The 17,481-nt window shown below is 49.8% G+C and carries 13 protein-coding genes and 3 pseudogenes; 10 read left to right on the forward strand and 6 right to left on the reverse strand.

Going from position 1 to position 17,481, the window contains the following annotated elements:
- Positions 1-135 precede the first annotated feature (135 nt).
- The 8 genes and pseudogenes from vgrG (at position 136) to BFV67_RS24280 (ending at position 10,898) form a co-directional block, all read left to right on the forward strand.
- The gene (vgrG, locus tag BFV67_RS24665) at positions 136-3,618 is read left to right on the forward strand and encodes a type VI secretion system tip protein VgrG (RefSeq protein ID WP_167352774.1); all 3,483 of its coding nucleotides are present in this window, start codon (positions 136-138) and stop codon (positions 3,616-3,618) included.
- Entirely contained in the window at positions 3,615-3,944 is a 330-nt protein-coding gene (locus BFV67_RS16895) for a hypothetical protein (RefSeq protein ID WP_069598694.1), read from the forward strand. The genes vgrG and BFV67_RS16895 overlap by 4 nt, the downstream gene beginning before the upstream one ends.
- 63 nt (positions 3,945-4,007) lie before the next feature.
- Positions 4,008-4,220: pseudogene (locus tag BFV67_RS24670) on the forward strand (S-type pyocin domain-containing protein); the annotation flags it as partial.
- Positions 4,220-4,573, forward strand: a pseudogene (locus BFV67_RS24275) (SgrR family transcriptional regulator); the annotation flags it as partial. The pseudogenes BFV67_RS24670 and BFV67_RS24275, both read left to right, overlap by 1 nt.
- Before the next feature lie 585 nt (positions 4,574-5,158).
- On the forward strand, positions 5,159-7,315 hold the full coding sequence (locus BFV67_RS16905; RefSeq protein WP_069598696.1) for an AAA family ATPase: 2,157 nt from the start codon (positions 5,159-5,161) through the stop codon (positions 7,313-7,315).
- The gene (locus BFV67_RS16910) at positions 7,312-8,619 is read left to right on the forward strand and encodes an McrC family protein (protein ID WP_069598697.1); all 1,308 of its coding nucleotides are present in this window, start codon (positions 7,312-7,314) and stop codon (positions 8,617-8,619) included. The genes BFV67_RS16905 and BFV67_RS16910 overlap by 4 nt, the downstream gene beginning before the upstream one ends.
- 489 nt (positions 8,620-9,108) lie before the next feature.
- The gene (locus tag BFV67_RS16915) at positions 9,109-10,215 is read left to right on the forward strand and encodes an AAA family ATPase (protein WP_071965107.1); all 1,107 of its coding nucleotides are present in this window, start codon (positions 9,109-9,111) and stop codon (positions 10,213-10,215) included.
- On the forward strand, positions 10,212-10,898 hold the full coding sequence (locus BFV67_RS24280) for an HNH endonuclease (RefSeq protein WP_126307388.1): 687 nt from the start codon (positions 10,212-10,214) through the stop codon (positions 10,896-10,898). The genes BFV67_RS16915 and BFV67_RS24280 overlap by 4 nt, the downstream gene beginning before the upstream one ends.
- Positions 10,899-11,903: 1,005 nt before the next feature.
- Here BFV67_RS24280 and BFV67_RS16920 read toward each other — a convergent pair.
- From BFV67_RS16920 to BFV67_RS23485, 3 genes and pseudogenes are all read right to left on the reverse strand, one after another.
- Entirely contained in the window at positions 11,904-12,950 is a 1,047-nt protein-coding gene (locus BFV67_RS16920) for a bifunctional transcriptional activator/DNA repair enzyme AdaA (protein WP_069598699.1), read from the reverse strand.
- Positions 12,934-13,710: an isocitrate lyase/PEP mutase family protein gene (locus BFV67_RS16925; RefSeq protein WP_069598700.1), complete on the reverse strand. Its 777-nt coding sequence runs from the start codon at positions 13,708-13,710 to the stop codon at positions 12,934-12,936. Before BFV67_RS16925 ends, BFV67_RS16920 begins: the two co-directional genes overlap by 17 nt.
- Positions 13,711-13,867: 157 nt before the next feature.
- A pseudogene (locus BFV67_RS23485) lies at positions 13,868-14,065 on the reverse strand (nucleotidyltransferase domain-containing protein); the annotation flags it as partial.
- A gap of 386 nt (positions 14,066-14,451) precedes the next feature.
- Between BFV67_RS23485 and BFV67_RS16935 the strand changes: the two are divergent.
- Together BFV67_RS16935 and BFV67_RS16940 are read left to right on the forward strand one after the other, a co-directional pair.
- On the forward strand, positions 14,452-14,808 hold the full coding sequence (locus BFV67_RS16935) for a hypothetical protein (RefSeq protein ID WP_008502540.1): 357 nt from the start codon (positions 14,452-14,454) through the stop codon (positions 14,806-14,808).
- Between the two features lie 105 nt (positions 14,809-14,913).
- Positions 14,914-15,474 (forward strand): YceI family protein, encoded by a 561-nt coding sequence (locus tag BFV67_RS16940; RefSeq protein WP_069598702.1) that lies wholly within the window; start codon positions 14,914-14,916, stop codon positions 15,472-15,474.
- Here BFV67_RS16940 and BFV67_RS16945 read toward each other — a convergent pair.
- Genes BFV67_RS16945 through BFV67_RS16955 form a run of 3 tightly spaced genes read right to left on the reverse strand, consistent with a single transcriptional unit; the run spans position 15,466 to position 17,318 of the window.
- Positions 15,466-16,257, reverse strand: a complete 792-nt coding sequence (locus tag BFV67_RS16945; RefSeq protein WP_069598703.1) for an anti-sigma factor family protein — start codon at positions 16,255-16,257, stop codon at positions 15,466-15,468. The genes BFV67_RS16940 and BFV67_RS16945 overlap by 9 nt on opposite strands.
- Before the next feature lie 13 nt (positions 16,258-16,270).
- A complete protein-coding gene (locus BFV67_RS16950; protein WP_069598704.1) occupies positions 16,271-16,810 on the reverse strand; it encodes an RNA polymerase sigma factor in 540 nt (179 codons plus the stop codon).
- Positions 16,791-17,318, reverse strand: coding sequence for a tetratricopeptide repeat protein (locus BFV67_RS16955; protein WP_008502544.1), 528 nt, complete (start codon positions 17,316-17,318; stop codon positions 16,791-16,793). Before BFV67_RS16955 ends, BFV67_RS16950 begins: the two co-directional genes overlap by 20 nt.
- Between the last annotated feature and the right edge of the window lie 163 nt (positions 17,319-17,481).

Consider the following 17,481-nt stretch of genomic DNA (forward strand, 5'->3'; position numbering starts at 1 on the left):
GAATAATACTGGTAGCCTCCCCTTTACCACCGTCTCCTCACTTCACATTATTTGTCCATAAAAGGCATTTACATCTCCCTTTTCTTCTGTGACCATCGCACGATAGATTGTCCCTAATCTAAATAAGGTCTTGTTATGGATAACTGGTCAGCGCTTTTTGACGGACAGACCCGTTACTTTCTGGATATTAATGACAGTCCAGTGAAGGCGGATGTTCTGCGCTTTCGCGGCAGGGAGGCGCTGAGCGAACCGTTTAAGTGGGATATTGAGTTCACCACTCAACAGGCGAACATTCTCCCGGAACAGGTGCTGATGAAATACGCCTCTTTCCGGATGCGTAGCGGCAAAAATGTTCACGGCATGGTGACCCGCCTGGAATGGCTTTCCATCTCCGCAGACCAGTCCCACTACCGGCTCACGCTCAGTTCCCGGCTGGCGCTCCTGAAATACACCCGGCAGTGCGCCGTCTGGCAGAACCAGTCCGTGCCGGAGGTGGTGGAGCAGGTGCTGCGCAAACACGGCCTGGAAGGCCCTGATTTTGAATTCAGGCTGGAGCACAGTTACCCGGCGCGTGAACTGATCACCCAGTGGCAGGAAACGGATTTGCAGTTCATTCAGCGCATCCTGTCTGAGGTGGGGATTTACTGGCGTACGGAGATGGATAACACCCGTGAGCTGGATGTGTACATATTTGCCGACAGCCAGCTTAACTACCGGTTTGACGTGCGCCTGCCGTACCGCGAGCCATCGGGGCTGTTTGACGGTGCGGCAGAATCGGTCTGGGATGTGCGGACCTGGCACAGGGTAGTCACCGCCACCGTCGCCACGCGGGATTACAACTACCGCACCGCCACCACGCCGATGGATGCGGTGATCAGCGTACGCAGTGGTGAGGTGACGACGGGCGAACACTACCGCTACAAAGAGCCGTACCGGGAAGCAGGCGACGACAACGACCCAGAGCCGGAAACCGAGTCCGGCGCGTTTTATGCCCGACTTCATCACGAGCGGGAACTCAATAAATCGGCCCGCATTCACCTGTTCAGCAACGCCTCACACCTTGCGCCCGGACAGGTGCTGGAGCCTCAGGGCGATGTTATTACAGCCATGAAGGAAGGCGTTATCCTCACGCTGGTGACCTTCCGGGGTGGGCGCGATTCCCGCCTGCATGTGTCGGTCTGGGGCATGCCCTACACCGAGCGTTACTGTTTCCGTCCGGCGGAAATGCCGCGACCGGAAATCCACGGCACGCTTCCGGCCCGGATTGAAAGCCGGGAAAAGAACGACATTTACGCCCACCTGGATGAGTACGGACGCTACCGGGTCAGGCTGGACTTTGACCGGGAAGAGAGCGAACCGGGCTACGCGTATCTGTGGTTGCGGATGGCGAAGCCGTGCTCTGGTGATACATACGGCTGGCACACCCCGCTCACCGACGGGAGCGAAGTGGCAATGGCGTACAGCAACGGCGATATCGACCTGCCGTACATCTCCCACGCCCTGCACGATTCTGAACATCCCGACATCGTTAATCGCGACAACCGCAGCCAGAACATTCTGCGCACCGCCGCTGAAAATGAGCTGCGGATGGAGGACCGCCGCGGTGAGGAGCATATCGCGCTGACGACGCCATATGGCGCAACGCAGTTGAATACCGGGCATCTGGTGGATGTGCAGGACAAACTGCGCGGCACAGGTACGGAACTGCGCACCGATGAGCACGGCGTTATCCGCGCCGGAAAGGGGCTGTTTGTCAGTGCGGATACGCAGGCAAAGGCGCAGGGTGAAGTGCTGGATATGAGCGCTGCGCTGAAGGAAATCGACCGGCTCAACCAGCAGCTGCAGCAGCTGGAAATCGCGGCGGAGCAGGCGCTGGCGCTGAAAGCGGACGTGGACAGCCAGATACGGATGTTTGAACAGCGGCTGAAGCCGCTGAACGAGGCGCTGCTGATGTCGGCCCCGGCAGGAATGGCGCTGACCAGCGGCGAACATCTGCAACTGGCTGCCAGCAAAAACGTCGCCATCAGTGCGGGCGGGGACATCAGCACTGGCGTCATGGGTAACATGACCGCCCTCGCCGGAGAGAAACTCGGACTGTTTGCCCGCACCGGACAACTGAACCTGAAATCCGGGGAGGGTGCCGTGGAGGCGCTGGCGCAGAACGGCAATATGAGGCTGTTTGCGGAGAAGAAGCTGACGATGAGTTCAGCGAGTGACATCTCGTTTGCCGGAAAGAAACGCATCACGCTGATTGGCGGCGGGAGCTACCTGCGGCTGGAGGCGGGGAAGATTGAGTATGGCACGACAGCGACGTATATGCGCAGAGTGAAAAGGACGATGGCTGCTGCACGAAGCGCTTTACCTCTGAATACCTCCCCGCTCCCTCCTCCGGCTACCATGCGGGAATTTAATCCCGAAACGCTGACTCCCTGGGTGACGCCGGTTTATGCGAAATCCTGCCTGAAAGAGAAAGGCTGCACCGATGCCGGTACCACCGACGAGCCTGTAGAAAACTTCGGCCAGATGACGATTTTTGCCCAATCGGTTGAAGATGACTGCTGTGGGTACGGTCATCAGCATGCTCATGTAGAAGATGAAGGCGTCGTTCAACATGCCCAGTCAGCCAAAAAAAGCAAGTCCGATGCCGGGAGCGAAAAAGCCCCCGCAGAAGCATCTGCCGCACCGCTTGTACTGGGGGCGGCAACTGGCGTCATGACGCAAGTATGGGGAGAGTGGTCCTTAACCGGCACACTGGGAGCAGCCCGCAGTATTCCGTATGTAGGTGCGATGATGTCTGCGCTGTATGTCCCTTCTGCGGGTGAAGGCAGCGCCAATGTTCCAGGGCGAGATGAATTCTGGTGCCAAGAAGAGCTGCGGCAGAAAGCGCTGACTGGAGCAAAAGCCACGACCCGCGTGAGGTTCTTCTGGCGGCAGGATGAACAAGGTAACATGCGGGTCTACGGCATCCATACGGGTGAAGGCACGCCGTATGAAGGTGTGCGCACGGCTGAAATGAAGTGGGTTGAAAAAAATAATCGCTATGAGTTCACCCCTGCTCACGGTGTTGATGGCCCGTTGATAACCTGGACACCGGAAAGGCCGGAAAACGGCGACATTCCATCGCATACGGGCAGCAACATCAGCCCCATCGACCAGGCGACAATACTGGTTACCCCAATACCAGACGGCAAGGACGAATATACGACACCACCATTCCCGGTGCCGGAAGAGCGCGATCTTAACGATTATATTCTGGTATTTCCTGCTGATTCCGGTATTAAGCCGATTTATGTTTATCTCAATGAGGTCAAAACATCTTATACTCATGGTTACAAGCACTATCCACCTAAAAATAAATCCTGGAATGAAGTAGTAAAAAACACAAAGTCTGGCCCAGCTAAATTTAAGCCAGAAGTTAATATTGAGTCTATAGATCATGATGTTTGGGAGAATGGCACCCCCACTACAAATGGTCAGAATTGGAAGATCAAAGAATTCGATAGCGTGCAAGGCGCATACAAAGGTAAAGAAACCAATTGGGTAGTAACTAAGGAATCGCAAGGAACTATCCACTCTCATCCAATAGGGCCTCAAGAGGCTGGGAAACTAATAAAATGAAAAAATACTATCGAATTCTAGGTGAAGTTCAGCAACTGGACAATGTAGCGAATATTTATGATGAGCTTTCAAGCCTGGACTTTACTAAAAGTATATTTGAGCAAGCGAATAAACTTGACGAAGATCTATTTCAGTTAACATTTATCAATGGGAATATTATCGATATTGGTTGGTATCCAGCATTTGAGGAAGATGGAGAATTTATTATTCAGGTTATATCCGATGAGAACTGGGATGAACCAGCGTTCAAAGCATCATCAAGTTGGGATAAAAATGAACTAATTGAGAAAGTTAATGATGCTTTAATTAACTGCCCATCATCATAGCAAAATTGTATGGCGCTAATATTTCTATTTTCAAGATCCTATTAAGGGGTATGTAGATAACTAAGAAATTCGAATGTGGGTGCGATGGTGTTTGCGCTATATATCCCGTCAGCGGGTGAAGATAGCGGCAATGTCCCCGGACGAGATGAGTTCTGGTACGAGGAAGAACTGCGGCAGAAAGCACTTGCAGGGGCGAAAGCGACAACCCGGGTGAGGTTCTTCTGGCGGCAGGATGAACAGGGCAACATGCGGTTCTACGGCGTTCATACGGGTGAATACGGATCGACGCATTTGACAACTTTAACAGCCAGCCGCGCGCGCCTGCGGATATCTGGCTCAGCAATTTTATGCTCGATACCCTTTCGGTTCCTGCGTTTCTGGAATGGCTGGCGTCCACCGCGCTGTTTACGCGCTTGCCTGAAGCCCAGCGACGAAACCTGAACGCCCTGCTGCCGACCATTCTGAACAGCGACGATGAACTGGCATTCGCCACCATTGCCGCCTTTTTCCATGAGATGACCCACCAGCGATATGTCATTCCTTTGCTGCATCACTGGATGGAATTTGCGACCGAGAAGTCATTTACCTGGCGGGATTTAAATACGCTGGGATGGCCGGATTTTAGCTAACTTTGGCTCGAATAATGCTACGCCCGCAAAAGCTCGCTAAAGAGCCTTTAAAGGCCTTTAAGGATAAGGGAGAGAAGTGCAGGATTTGGGGTGGAGGAACGTTTGGTCATCTGTATGGGCAAATCCATCCGCAACATCCTTTACTGTCTACCGATACCTACATTCAGAACGTCCTTTAGACGAAGCTAAAATGCACATTCTCAATGTCCTTACCTTCAGCTGCTACATAGCTTTGGACATGACGATTTATGGAAAGGCTCATAAAGGTTCAAATCATTACATAATAACTATTATTGTTTTTTATCAAAAAATTATGAAAAAACATACCTTGACCGAGGCATCCATAGTGCTATGTTTACGGTAAGCGACACAGCGCTTGGGCTGCACTCCTGAGGGACCATGACATTCGAGGATGATACCTGTCTGCTATGTCAGGTTGGTCAAACTCTTCGCCCCGCAAGCGAGACAATCAGCACGGAAGATTAATATTATTGACAATCTGTAGCGAAGAGTTGCAGTACTGCCCCTTCCATCATCCACAATGATAGCTATCAGTAAGTTAACGAAAATGAGAGGGCATCGGAAATGCTCGAAGTTGAATTTCAGGAATGGTTGAAGAGCAAAGGCGCCAAAACGCAAGCAGGCCTCAATTCCCGTATTTATGCTGTCAAAACTATAGAAAAAAATCTCGCAGCACTTGGTTCTCCTCATGCAGATCTGGATGCAGCCTACAAGGCGGATGGATTTGCGCAATTGCGACAGCGGATCAAAGAGATTCGCCGTGATGCCAAAGATAACGGCGATGACTATCGGTTGCTAATGCCTGAATCAGAGCAACCGCTTAACCGATTGTCCAACTGGAATAGCTGGCTCGGACAATATGGACGCTTCCTGAGCGGTGATGACTCTCAGGCCGACGAAATTCGGGATTATGTCCTTGAAAACTACATCACCCCAGCCAGAGAGCGAGGTGACGCAAGTGTCACCCTGGTAGTTGGTCCTCTGAATACTGAAATGGGTCTCGACAAGGGATGGCCGAACATCTGTCAGGCTCTTGATGGTCAAAAATTTCAGGAACTAGCGGATGTTCCCCCTCCGGTGACGGAAGGACCTAAAAAGAGCACAACCCGGAAATATACGTTCATCCTTACGGAAGGAAGCGAACTGGTGGCCCAGACTAAACCAACTCCGACTAACCTTATTTTTTACGGTCCTCCAGGTACCGGAAAGACCTATCACACGGCAAGGGAAGCCGTAGCGCTCTGCGATGGTAAAGATGCCTATCCGAACTCAAAAGATGGGCGTGCGGCCCTGATGGCGCGCTATAACGAACTGATGGCAGAAAAGAGAATCTCTTTCGTCACATTCCACCAGAGCTATGACTACGAAACCTTCGTTGAGGGCCTTCGTCCAGAAATCGGTGAAGATGAGTCTTCGTCTGCTGGATTCAGACTCATGCCTACGCCGGGGCTCTTCAGAGAAATTTGTGCCCTTGCCGATCAGGCCAGAACACAACCCCGTGCACAGACAGATGCCTCGGCACTGCAACTATCCCAGAAACGCTTCTGGAAAATGGGGCAAGGGACAATTGGCACCGAAGACGATGTGTATGAAGATGCCCGCGACAATGGTTATATTGCTCTGGGTTGGGGTGGGACCATAGACTGGAGCGCGGATAGATTCTCATCGTTCAACGCGATTCATGATGAATGGATCAAGCAAAATCCAGGGAATCTGACGCCTAGTAACTGGACGCAAACCTATCCCTTCCGTTGCGAAATGAAGCCTGGTGATATCGTGATTGTCCCTTACGGGAACACTGCGTTTCGCGCTATCGCTGAAATAACTGGTGATTACTATTTCGTTCCTGAAGCCGAAGGTTACTATGCCCACCGCCGTCCAGTTCGCTGGCTACTGACCCTTGATGAACCACTGCCACTCGATACAATTATCGATGGTAACTTCACCATGCGGACGCTCTATTCCATTGCCACCAGTCGTGTGAATATCCCGGCGCTAGGCAGACTGCTCTCGAGTACAGAGAATCTGGATAATAGTTCCGATGTTAAAGGACAACCAGAACAATTCGTCCTCATTATTGATGAGATCAACCGGGCAAATATCTCGAAAGTGTTCGGTGAACTGATTACGTTAATTGAGCCGGATAAACGTCTTGGAATGCCTGATGCACTCACCGTAACTCTGCCTTATTCGAAAAAGAAAGATTTTGGCATCCCCGCCAACCTTCATATCATAGGCACCATGAATACCGCCGATCGATCCATCGCATTGCTCGACACAGCATTAAGGCGGCGATTCAACTTCCGGGAAATGGCTCCCGACGCGACCCTGCTAAGTGAAGTAGAGGGGATCGATCTCAAAGCCGTTCTTACCATAATCAACCAGCGAATTGAATATCTTATAGGCCGGGAATATCGCATTGGACACGCCTTCTTTATCAATTGTGAATCCAGGGCACAAGTTGAAGATGCAGTGCGCAATAAGGTCATACCGCTGTTACAAGAGTATTTCTTCGAGGACTGGAGCCGAATCGCGGCAGTGCTGGGCGATGGTTTTATGCAGGAAGAGCAGATTTTACCACCACCCGGAATAGAGGGGGAATTATTATCAAGCTGGTCGGTACGTGCACCGTTCAGAAATGACGCCTTTGATCGACTGATAGGCAAAACCAGAACGTTAAATGTCACCGCTCTTGAGGTGGCTGGTGAATCGAAAGAATGACGCACCTCACGGTTCGCGAATGGGGTGGTGTTTGTGTGAACACTGAAAGCAGCATAAACGCTCCTCATGCTTTTACCCGCCTGCAGGCTAACGCGCTGCTTACGGCGGCGCGCGAGCATCCGCTTGCAAATCAGCACGGTACCAATATCTTAATCGATCGCCATAACAAAATTATTGCCGGGCAAATGGTTGGGGTCATTGCCGCTCCGGGATGTAGCCTTGAGATCCTGCCCAAATTCGACGACGAGACGATAGAACCGGACGCCACAATACGCAGTCGCCTGATACGTATGCTTGATGTCGCCCTCGGCCTTAAACTCGGCAATGGACAGGCTGCAACAATGGCGAGACAAGCTGAAAGCTTGCTAGAGATACTCATCCGCTTGTTCGCCGAGCGACTCTTATCTGAAGTACATCGGGGATTACCGCGCACCTATTTGGCACAGGAAGACGATTTGCCCTCATTGCGCGGAAGGCTCAATATCAAACGACAATTCACTACGCTTGCCGTCCGCCCCGACCGTCTCGCCTGTCGTTACGACGAACTGTCGGCTGATACCGCCCTACTTCGAATTATGAAGGCGTGTGTAGTTCTGCTTCACCATTATGCCCGCGCTGCTGATACGCTCCGTCGTCTGAATGAATTGCGCATCCTGTTAGCGGGTGTTAGCGACGTCCCTTTCAGTCATCTGCCGTGGTCACAGGTACGGATCGACCGAACCAATCATCGCTGGGAAGCCCTCTACAATCTGGCACGTCTTCTCCTGCGACGCGACTGGCAAGCTACACACCACGATAAACGAGCGCAGAACGGGATTACACTGCTTTTCCCAATGAACGACCTGTTCGAGGCATATATAGCGGCGCTGGCGAAGCGTGCTGTACGCGGTACGGAATGGACGGTTCGTGCACAGGCAGGCAGATTATACTGTCTGATCGAGGACGTAAAAGAAGGCAAACCACGCTTCCAGACCCGACCGGATCTGCTTATCGAGCGGGACCATCAGATTGTTATGATCATAGACACTAAATGGAAGCGTATTGGGTGTCATCCCGAAGATGCCAGGCATGGCATATCGCAGGCTGATGTCTACCAGATGATGGCCTATGCACGGATTTATCACTGCCCACAAGTTATGCTTCTCTATCCACATCATGCAGGTCTGGGAACGCAACCTCTGAATGCAGGCTATAGGATTCTAGCAGGCAAGGAACAATTACAGGTGGCTAGTGTGGATCTGATTCTCGATGAGGACAAGATTGTCGGGCAGTTAATTAACCTTCTCGGCATCAACACGCAGTGAGGTGAAAAGGCGAGACCGTTACACCTCTCAATAACCTCAATCCATGATTTAGGCTCAAACTTACATGATCACTTTAATGCGGTTTAATAGACTATTGGCACGAAGCGGATAGAAAGCAAGGCTGGTCTGCTATTAACGAGGAGCGCAAGCCTATCAACCAATATGTCATTTTTTCTGATCATCTATGCATCCAAGTAAGTGTCAGGTCGCAAAAAGGACTTTATGAAAATAACCACTAGCTGAAAATATTTTACCGATCATTTAAAATAGTCATATTTTGAAATAGTATGTACATTGAAAAAGCAAGTTACAGTCAAATAGCGATAATTATCGGATATAAACCCACATTGATAATATATTAACTGGACATGCCAGTGCCATTGATTGTAAAATACTCAACTAAGCAAGGATTATATCAACCTCGAGAGGGTTTGAGAATATTATCTTCACCTCATTTAATTTATCCAATTAACCATATCTGGTGAAAGCATGGAATTTTCTGGAAACAATAGATTTACTTATATTATTGGTAACAATGGTTCAGGAAAGAGTCGAGCGCTAGAAGAAAATGCAGAACGACTCTCAGAAAGTCGTGATGTTGTAGTGATCGCTTCTGGTGTATCAGACAAATTCAAGTTTAGATCTCAGATTAAGAAAACGGCCAATGGTTCATATCGTTACCTGGGAAACAGAACTGTCGGGAACGGTACTCATAACGGCACTCTAGCAGCAAATGCTGTATTGCTTTATCTTGCCATATTAGACACAGATTTATGCCCAGCATTAATGAAATTTCTTAAAGAAATAGGGTTCGAAGGTAAATTTGGCATCAGTTACAGAAAAACAAAATTTTCAAAAACACAGCCATTTGACACACAAGAATTAACAAATGATTTTGCAGCGTTAAATAAAGAGATGCTTGAAACTAAAGAACGCCCTTTTGAAGCTGTTTTTTACAAAAATGATACGCCATATCCCTTTTCCGATTTAAGTTCCGGTGAGCAGTACATCATTACAACTGCGTTAAAAATAGTTACATCAATTAAAGGAGGGGTATGCTATTTCATCGACGAGCCAGAAGTAAGCTTGCACGTAGAGTGGCAAGTGAAGTGGCCAGAGCTTTTTCATCCTTTATTATCTTTAAAAAATGATGTCAATTGTTACATCGCCACTCATTCACCGGTAATAATTTCAAGTGCGTTACAAATGGGCGCCGATTGTTATAATTTATTTAATGGAGAATTATCTAAAATAATAGATAATGAATTCAATGTCGAACGAATTCTATATAAAAACTTCAACACACTGCCTCCTGACAATAAATATATATTCGAAGAACTTGCTGCTATCGTAACAAAAACTATTGACGATTTAACTGCTGAAAACATTACCAGAGGAAATTATAATAGAACAGAAAAATCAACGCTTGCATCCGTTGAGGAATTCAAAAGAAAGCTTAAACTTGCATCTCATACAGAAAAGGACAGTGATGATATTAAGCGAACACTTGATGACTTCGATATGGCTATCAAGGACTTGATTGCGATGTCTAAACATTCAGGGGTGACCAATAACCTTCAGGGAGAGACCGAATGAAACTTCTGAGGGAAGTTCGTAAATCATATTCGCAAGCAAAAAAAATAAAAGAAGCAACTAATAAGGCTATCGATTATTATGATAAATCGCGTAATGGAACAACTAAGTTATGGTCGAAGTTATATAACGATGGTCCCGTAGGAAGACGAGTCTACAACGCCATTACGGACTATGTGCATGGGCTTTCAAATCGTTGTGGCTATTGTCAAGATAGAATATTTCATAATAGCAATTCGAATATTGATCATATATTACCGAGCTCAATCTATCCACAATTCACCTTTGTTGAAGAGAATCTCGTTCGAGTATGTATGACATGTAATATGATTAAATCTGCACACGATTATTATGCCCTGCCTGTATCTATTGGAAACGGATATCGGCAACACACCAGCACCTGGGTATGTTATCATCCACGCCATCATATTTTTTCTCAACACATTGATCGACTGGTAGTACAGACTAATCACCTACACTTTCGTGCTTACATAGGTAAAACTTCACAAGGGAAAAAACTTTGCAGTATGTTATTGCAGAAAGTTAGTGAGTTTGAGGTAAGATCAACAGCAAATCCAGTCGTCGCTCAGGCGGCACAAAAACTTAGCCAATTCATACAATCAAAAGGTAGTATGCCATCAGATGCTGTCAATAATTTGCTACAATCGCTAGTGACAAATACTTAAATTAAAAGCACGGCAACTAAATCAGTATAGCTTAAATAATAATTTCTTAAGCTAGAACATAAACTCCTTATCCGTACAGTCGTCATAACTAGAATAGTGTGATGACTGTTCTGAGTGAGACCTCTAAGTTGTGTTCATACAGTCCATGATTCTACTATTTAGGGTGTTTTGTTATTTACTTCTTTACAATTTCTTCGAAAAACATTAAACAGAACTTATCTTTGAGAAGTAACTTAGTTCTTATTTACTCCTTATCTTATTCATTAATATCAGCTTTACCACAATAATAACTTCGTCGCATTGCTTTTAAATAATCACTGTAACCACTTAACGCGAGAGATATTTCTGTTAAGCCTAGAAGTAAGATTTTCGACTCTTCAAAGGTTACACTCTTGCATTAATAAATACACCTAATAAAGCTATTACGCAACCAAAACCAGTATTTACTGCTAAATTAACCAAGTTACCATCAATACTACGTCTTTATGTTATGAAATGCTCAACTAAATTTTCATTTTGAAAAGTAATTATCTTTCCGTAAAGTTACACCATAACAGAAATATATTTTATAATTATATCTTTCACTAGAACTATAATAAACCATTAGTAAAATTGAAATTAAAGCGCATGAATATGATGCTAACTGAAGTTAGTCCAGTAATACGTGGAGAAGAACAGCTGCAAATGGCGCAAAGCGGACTGAAACGAACGACAAGCCTACAACTTCCACCAAAGCCTCAACCAACATGCAAAACCCAGCCCCCAATAATCACACTGAAAATCAATTATTTACAAAAAACCCCTCCATATCAACACCATCGCCACTCTTTTTGCGCCTTCCCCTTCACGCAAAAAATCAAAATCCCTAAAAAACTCAACCACCTCCCCCACCAATTACAAGGACGCCAGCCCCATCGGTGATTACCAGAGTCATCCGATGAAGTCCTAAGAGCCCGCACGGTGCAAGCCCTGCGGGCTTTTTATTGCCCTCAACATGTCACGCCATTAAACATAATTTCTCTCATGCTCAATAAGCCATTCTTTGCGTGAAATCCCCCCTCCATAACCTGTCATCGCACCATCTTTTCCAATTATCCTGTGACAGGGGATCACAATCGCAATCCGGTTGGCACCATTAGCTGCAGCGACGGCGCGCACAGCATTGGGCTTATTAAGCCGTAGTGAAATGGCCTGATAGTGTGAGGTCAGTCCATAGGGAACAGCACGCAACGCATGCCAGACGGATTGTTGAAAATCACTGCCTGGAGCATCTAAAGCGAGATCGAACTGTCGGCGCGTTCCGGCAAAATACTCGCCGATTTCTTTTACTGTCTGCCGGGTATGGCTGTTTTCGCCGGTGACGATTCTGGCGTTAAATAAACGCTGAATATCGCGGAATTCTGTTTCTAACATCCGGCGATCGGTAAACTCCAGCAGACAGACTCCCCGGTCTGTCGCGCAGACAAACATCGGTCCAAGCGTCGTGGTAAACCGGTGAATGACAATAACCTGGGTTGCCTGAGTCGGCGCTGCGCCAGTAAGCCGCTTGTAGGTATAACCAAAGCCGCTAAGCGATTCATAGCCATTGTCCAGCGCAACGTCAGTCGCCGCTCGTCCACTTTTCAGCTCCTGCAGGGCAACGTTGACCCGCTGCATTCGCTGGAAAGCCTGAAAAGTGATGCCGTGATGTTGCAGAAACCAGCGCCTTACCCGCTCCGGGCTGATGCCATGCTGACGAAGCTCCGCGTCTGCTACACGGGATTTGATATCGCGCCTGACAAGCGCAAGCGCCTGCTCAACGAATAATGGCGCGCTGTGCGCATTTTCCGCAGGTCTGCAGACCTTACAGGGACGAAAGCCGTCCGCCAGGGCAGATTTGGCATCTTTATAAAATTCGACATTTTCGCGCTTGGGCTTTCGCGCCCGGCATACCGAAATGCAGAATACGCCCGTGGTTTTGACGCCTACAAAAAACACGCCAGTGTAGTCTGAAGCACGTTCAAGTAATGCCTGATACCAGATATCACACAGATTTTTATCGGTTATTTTCATCACCAAAAAGTCCTTCAAACGTCTGACGAGATCGGATCGCATGCATGACATCGGTCAGCGTTGACTGCATCGCTGAATGAACAAAATTGCCCATTGAAATGCGGCTTACCCCTGCCCGTTTCAACCTGTCGAATGACGGAAGATCGGGCATACACATGACATTCAAAGGCAATCCCGTTGCCTCTGCAATGAGGCTGATGTCTTTCTCTGACGTGAGGCAGGGAACAAAAAGGCCGTCAGCACCTGCAGCTTTATAGCGTTGACCCCGTAATATTGTCTCCTGCAACGCGTCTTCATGCCCGAGCAGGTAAGTATCAGTCCGGATGTTCAGGAACAGGCTATAATTTTCGCTTCTCAGCGTATCGCACACTGTTCTCAAGTTACGGGAAAAATCAGAGGCATCGTCAAGCTGACGAACCCCGTTTATGACTCGGCTGTCTTCAAGGTTAACGCCTGCGACGCCTGTCTGAGCAAGGCGCCGCAGATTGTCTGCTATCTCTTCGGCTGAATCACCATACCCTGCTTCCATGTCAACGCTCAATGGCAGGTTGCTGGCAGCCCGGATCCGGGTGACCATATAAAATAGCTCATCAAACGGCACTCCCTGCCCGTCGTCATATCCCAGTGTGGACGCTATAGCTGCACTGGACGTTCCAAGAACCTGGTAGCCTGCTTTTTGCGCAGCGACAGCACTGGCGGCATCCCAGACGTTGGCGATAAGAAGAGGCACATGCTGATAGTGGCGTTCTGCAAAGTTCATATTCACATCCTCTCGATAGATTGAAAATGAATCTAAGCATTCAGGAAAAACCTCACAACCGAAATTCAGACGACCATTTTTTAGCAAACGTCGTCTGAACATGGGGGCGGAACAGACCAAAACCTTTCAGGCCCAGGCTCCGGCTTTCAGCATGGCTAAGCAGACGAGGCTCTCCCACATGTTCCCCGGTGAAAGCATGGAGCAGGTGACCCAGTGTTCCGGCGAACACAATACGCTGAGCCGTGATTTCGTCATAGTAGAGAGGGTCTACCACAACGACATAATCGAGAACGGAGTATTTATCAAACCCGCCATGAACAAGCGAGCCGCCAGCGAGAAGGGAGTGAATCTGCGATCATTCCACCACAATCACTACGTCCAGCCCTGACAGAGCTCATTCATCTTCTCGCTTGAAAAGCTACCCTCTCCCTTTGACCAACATCAACGACACCGCCCCTCCCCCTATGGAGAATAAAAAAACACCCCTACCCAGCGCTACGGAATAGCCGCTCAACCCGGAAGGAACCCCATCATGTACAGACCCATAACCGTCATAATATTCATTCTCCTGACACTCGCCGCCCTCGCGGAAATAGGCGTTTTATCCTTTGGATAATCCTCAGGCTAAATACCTCTCATCAGGGCATGTTGATCTCATTACAGTTTTTTCCTAAAGCCATCCCGTTTCGCCTGTGCCATGCTGAACCACGCTCATAACCGATAACGTTAAATGAGGATATTATGAAAAAAACAATTATCGCATTATCTGCCGTTCTGCTGGCTTCCCCAGTATTTGCTGCGACCACACATGCAACTGACGATACCGTCGCGGCGGCGAACGCAAACGCCAACGAGGCGAAGCAAAAACTGCACGAAGAGCAGAACAAAGGTGAAGAGCTGAAGCTGAAACAGAAGCATGCTGCGGAAGGTAAAAGCGAAAGCTTTGGCAGCAAGGTCAGCGAAGATTCCCAGAAAGCCTGGCATAAAACCAAAGAAGGCACCGAGAAAGGGTGGGATGCCACCAAAGAAGGCGCGGAGAAAGGCTGGAACAAAACCAAAGAAGGTGCCAGCGAGCTGGAAAAGAAAGTCACTGAGTAATTAATTATCCTCACGAAAAGGTCGCGATTGCGGCCTTTTTTATTTCTTCGAATATAATTAGCACCTCAGGCGTTTACGCAGTGCGCACTTATCGGAGAAACCACTATGTATCGCCTTTTGGCCTTTCTGACCGTTCTGCTGTTATGCCCTTCCCTGCATGCTGCCCCGAAAAGCTACCTTATCGACACCGAAAACACCGCCATTCGGCTCTCGTGGCACGCCTTCGGCGGCATCCTCTCCTGGGCGACGTTCAGCGGCGTGACGGGTGCCGTAACGCTCAATCCGGATAACGACGTTGACGACCACATCCACGTCACCATTCCCGTAGCAACCCTGGTGGCCTCAAACAAGCTGCTCACCTGGCAATTAAAAAGCGACATGTTTTTTGATGCGGAGCACTACCCGACCATCGAGTTCATCAGCTCTCGCGTGGTCGACCAGGGCGCCGGACGGTTCAGGGTGTTCGGCACGCTGACCGTTCGAAACATTGCCCGGCCGGTGATCCTGGAGGCCGCGGTGAAAGACCCGCATGCGCAGGCCCTCACCCTGGATGCCACCACCGCGATATCACGCGCGTCCTACGGGATGGATAAGTTTGCCCTGGTCGTGGACGATCGTATTGCCATCGCCATTGCGATACAGACTAACAAGGTGCCGTCATCCTGAGATCACGCGCTGTAGCCGCTCAGCGTTTCCCCGCAGGTGAGACGGCGGGTTGCGGCCAATCAGGACAAATTGATAGCCCGCCTCCTGCCACCACGCCAGGTTCATGCTGTGCCGCTGCTCCTGTTGGAGCGAGACCGTCGTCTTCTCATCAACAGGCGAAATACAGAGGGCCATCGGGCCGTAGTCGGCGTTGATCCAGGCTATCTGCGCGATAGACGTCGTTTCATAGCGCAGCATGCGCACCATTTTAAGCTCTGCCCCCTGCAGGGTAAGCTGCGACAGGTTTAGCGTCATGCCGATGTCCTGCGCGGCCCGTTCCAGCCCGCGCTGCAGAACCGGCGTTGCGCTGTCCATATCCAGCAGCGTCTCGACGCTGTACAGGGACATATATTGCGCTTCGAGGTCGCGGATATGGGCGTTCTCATCCGCAGGCGCAGCTGAGCGACGCAGCAGATACCCCAGCCCGGAACCCACCAGCAAAAAGCTGGCCGAGGCGGCGATCAGCGCCCGTCGGCTGACGCCAGCCGCCGTCGAGACCTGCGGGTCGGGAAGTGCCGCGAGACGCGCCTGCATCCTCTCAAGAGGCGCATCATCCAGCAGGGAGGCAAACGCCCCGGCGTAATCCTGGCTGCTTTTCATCAGTTCGTCGGTTCGCCCGGCGAGGCGTTCGTCACATTTTAACTGTTCTTCAAATAACTGCGCGTCGGCGCGGCACATCTCGCCATCTATCCAGGCCACGATGGCGTCGTCGTTATAGGGCGGTGCAAAACGGTGCGCGTTCAAGAGCGTTTCTCCTTTACCGGGGGAGTGCGTCAGCGGATCTGGCAAGCCGAGCCCGCGCCGTCGCCAGCCGGCTCATCACGGTACCAATCGGCACCGCCAGGGTCTCCGCCGCCTCCTGGTAGGTAAAGCCTTCGACATAAACCAAAAATACCGCGTTGCGCTGGGCTTCGGGCAGCGCATTAACGCGCTGCATCACCTTCAGGTAATGCAGGCGCGTCTCATCCTGTTCGCGGGTGTCGGGTGCCAGCAGCTCGTCGCTGGGGACAAATCCCTGCCCCTGGCGAACGTGTCGTGCCCGAAGCTCAGAGATCCAGATGGAGTGCAGGATCGCGAACAGCCACCTGTCGATGCGCGTGCCAGGCGTATACTGGCTGCTTCTTTCAAGCGCACGCACGCAGGTGGACTGAACCAGCTCTTCGGCGATATCCCTGTTTCGCGACAGCACCAGCCCATAGCGCCAGAGGCGCGGCAGGTGTGCGGCAAGCTGTTGACGAACCTCACGGGTTGCGATGGGTTTTCCCTCCACGAGAAGATCAGGATTCCGGATGTCCATTAATGGCAGCCTGCAGGTCACGGTACTCCTCGCAGGACTGGCCACAGATTCCGGCAATGACCTTCAGCTGTTCTTTCGCGAGGTCCGGGCGTCCTTTCACCATCCACGCTTCACCGAGATACTCCCGGGCTTTGGCGTAATCCGGGGCGATAGCCAGCGCGCGCTGGTAATAGCCAATCCCTTCGTCCGTTCGGCCCAGTTTGCGCGTGGCGAACCCGCGATAGTTCCACGCTTCAGCCGTGTTGCCATTTTTCAGCGAATCCAGCAGGTTCAGCGCCGCCTGGTACTCGCCTTTCTTCGCGAGATGGTACGCGTAGTTGGTTTTGTCCTGGTCGCTGAGGCTGCTGCTCTTGTCCGGCACGCATTTCTGCGTGGCGCTGTCATACACCTGTCCGGAAGGACAATCAGGCGTTTTGCTCTCGGTACTATTATTGCCCATGGCCAGCGCCAGTGGAGACAGCAGAGAAAAAATCAGCACCGGGATCAAACGAAACGAGGTTGTGCGCATATAAAACTCCAGGGTGAGTGGGGTGTGACGTCAGTAAACGTCCGGGTGAGGATTTTTATTCATTCTTCGGTGAATTTTTTTCTGTCCTAAAACCCTGCCTGCACTTCAGTTGTAAAGGTAATAAACCAGGTTATTTTTTGTTTTCTCGTTATTATTCCTTGCG

Source organism: Enterobacter roggenkampii (assembly GCF_001729805.1).
In the GTDB taxonomy this organism is placed as follows: domain Bacteria; phylum Pseudomonadota; class Gammaproteobacteria; order Enterobacterales; family Enterobacteriaceae; genus Enterobacter; species Enterobacter roggenkampii.

Bases quoted from the DNA above. Each gene is read 5' to 3' on its own strand.
- vgrG (WP_167352774.1), top strand. From the start codon at position 136: ATGGATAACTGGTCAGCGCTTTTTGACGGACAGACCCGTTACTTTCTG.
- BFV67_RS16895 (WP_069598694.1), top strand. From the start codon at position 3,615: ATGAAAAAATACTATCGAATTCTAGGTGAAGTTCAGCAACTGGACAAT.
- BFV67_RS16905 (WP_069598696.1), top strand. From the start codon at position 5,159: ATGCTCGAAGTTGAATTTCAGGAATGGTTGAAGAGCAAAGGCGCCAAA.
- BFV67_RS16910 (WP_069598697.1), top strand. From the start codon at position 7,312: ATGACGCACCTCACGGTTCGCGAATGGGGTGGTGTTTGTGTGAACACT.
- BFV67_RS16915 (WP_071965107.1), top strand. From the start codon at position 9,109: ATGGAATTTTCTGGAAACAATAGATTTACTTATATTATTGGTAACAAT.
- BFV67_RS24280 (WP_126307388.1), top strand. From the start codon at position 10,212: ATGAAACTTCTGAGGGAAGTTCGTAAATCATATTCGCAAGCAAAAAAA.
- BFV67_RS16920 (WP_069598699.1), bottom strand. From the start codon at position 12,950: ATGAAAATAACCGATAAAAATCTGTGTGATATCTGGTATCAGGCATTA.
- BFV67_RS16925 (WP_069598700.1), bottom strand. From the start codon at position 13,710: ATGAACTTTGCAGAACGCCACTATCAGCATGTGCCTCTTCTTATCGCC.
- BFV67_RS16935 (WP_008502540.1), top strand. From the start codon at position 14,452: ATGAAAAAAACAATTATCGCATTATCTGCCGTTCTGCTGGCTTCCCCA.
- BFV67_RS16940 (WP_069598702.1), top strand. From the start codon at position 14,914: ATGTATCGCCTTTTGGCCTTTCTGACCGTTCTGCTGTTATGCCCTTCC.
- BFV67_RS16950 (WP_069598704.1), bottom strand. From the start codon at position 16,810: ATGGACATCCGGAATCCTGATCTTCTCGTGGAGGGAAAACCCATCGCA.
- BFV67_RS16955 (WP_008502544.1), bottom strand. From the start codon at position 17,318: ATGCGCACAACCTCGTTTCGTTTGATCCCGGTGCTGATTTTTTCTCTG.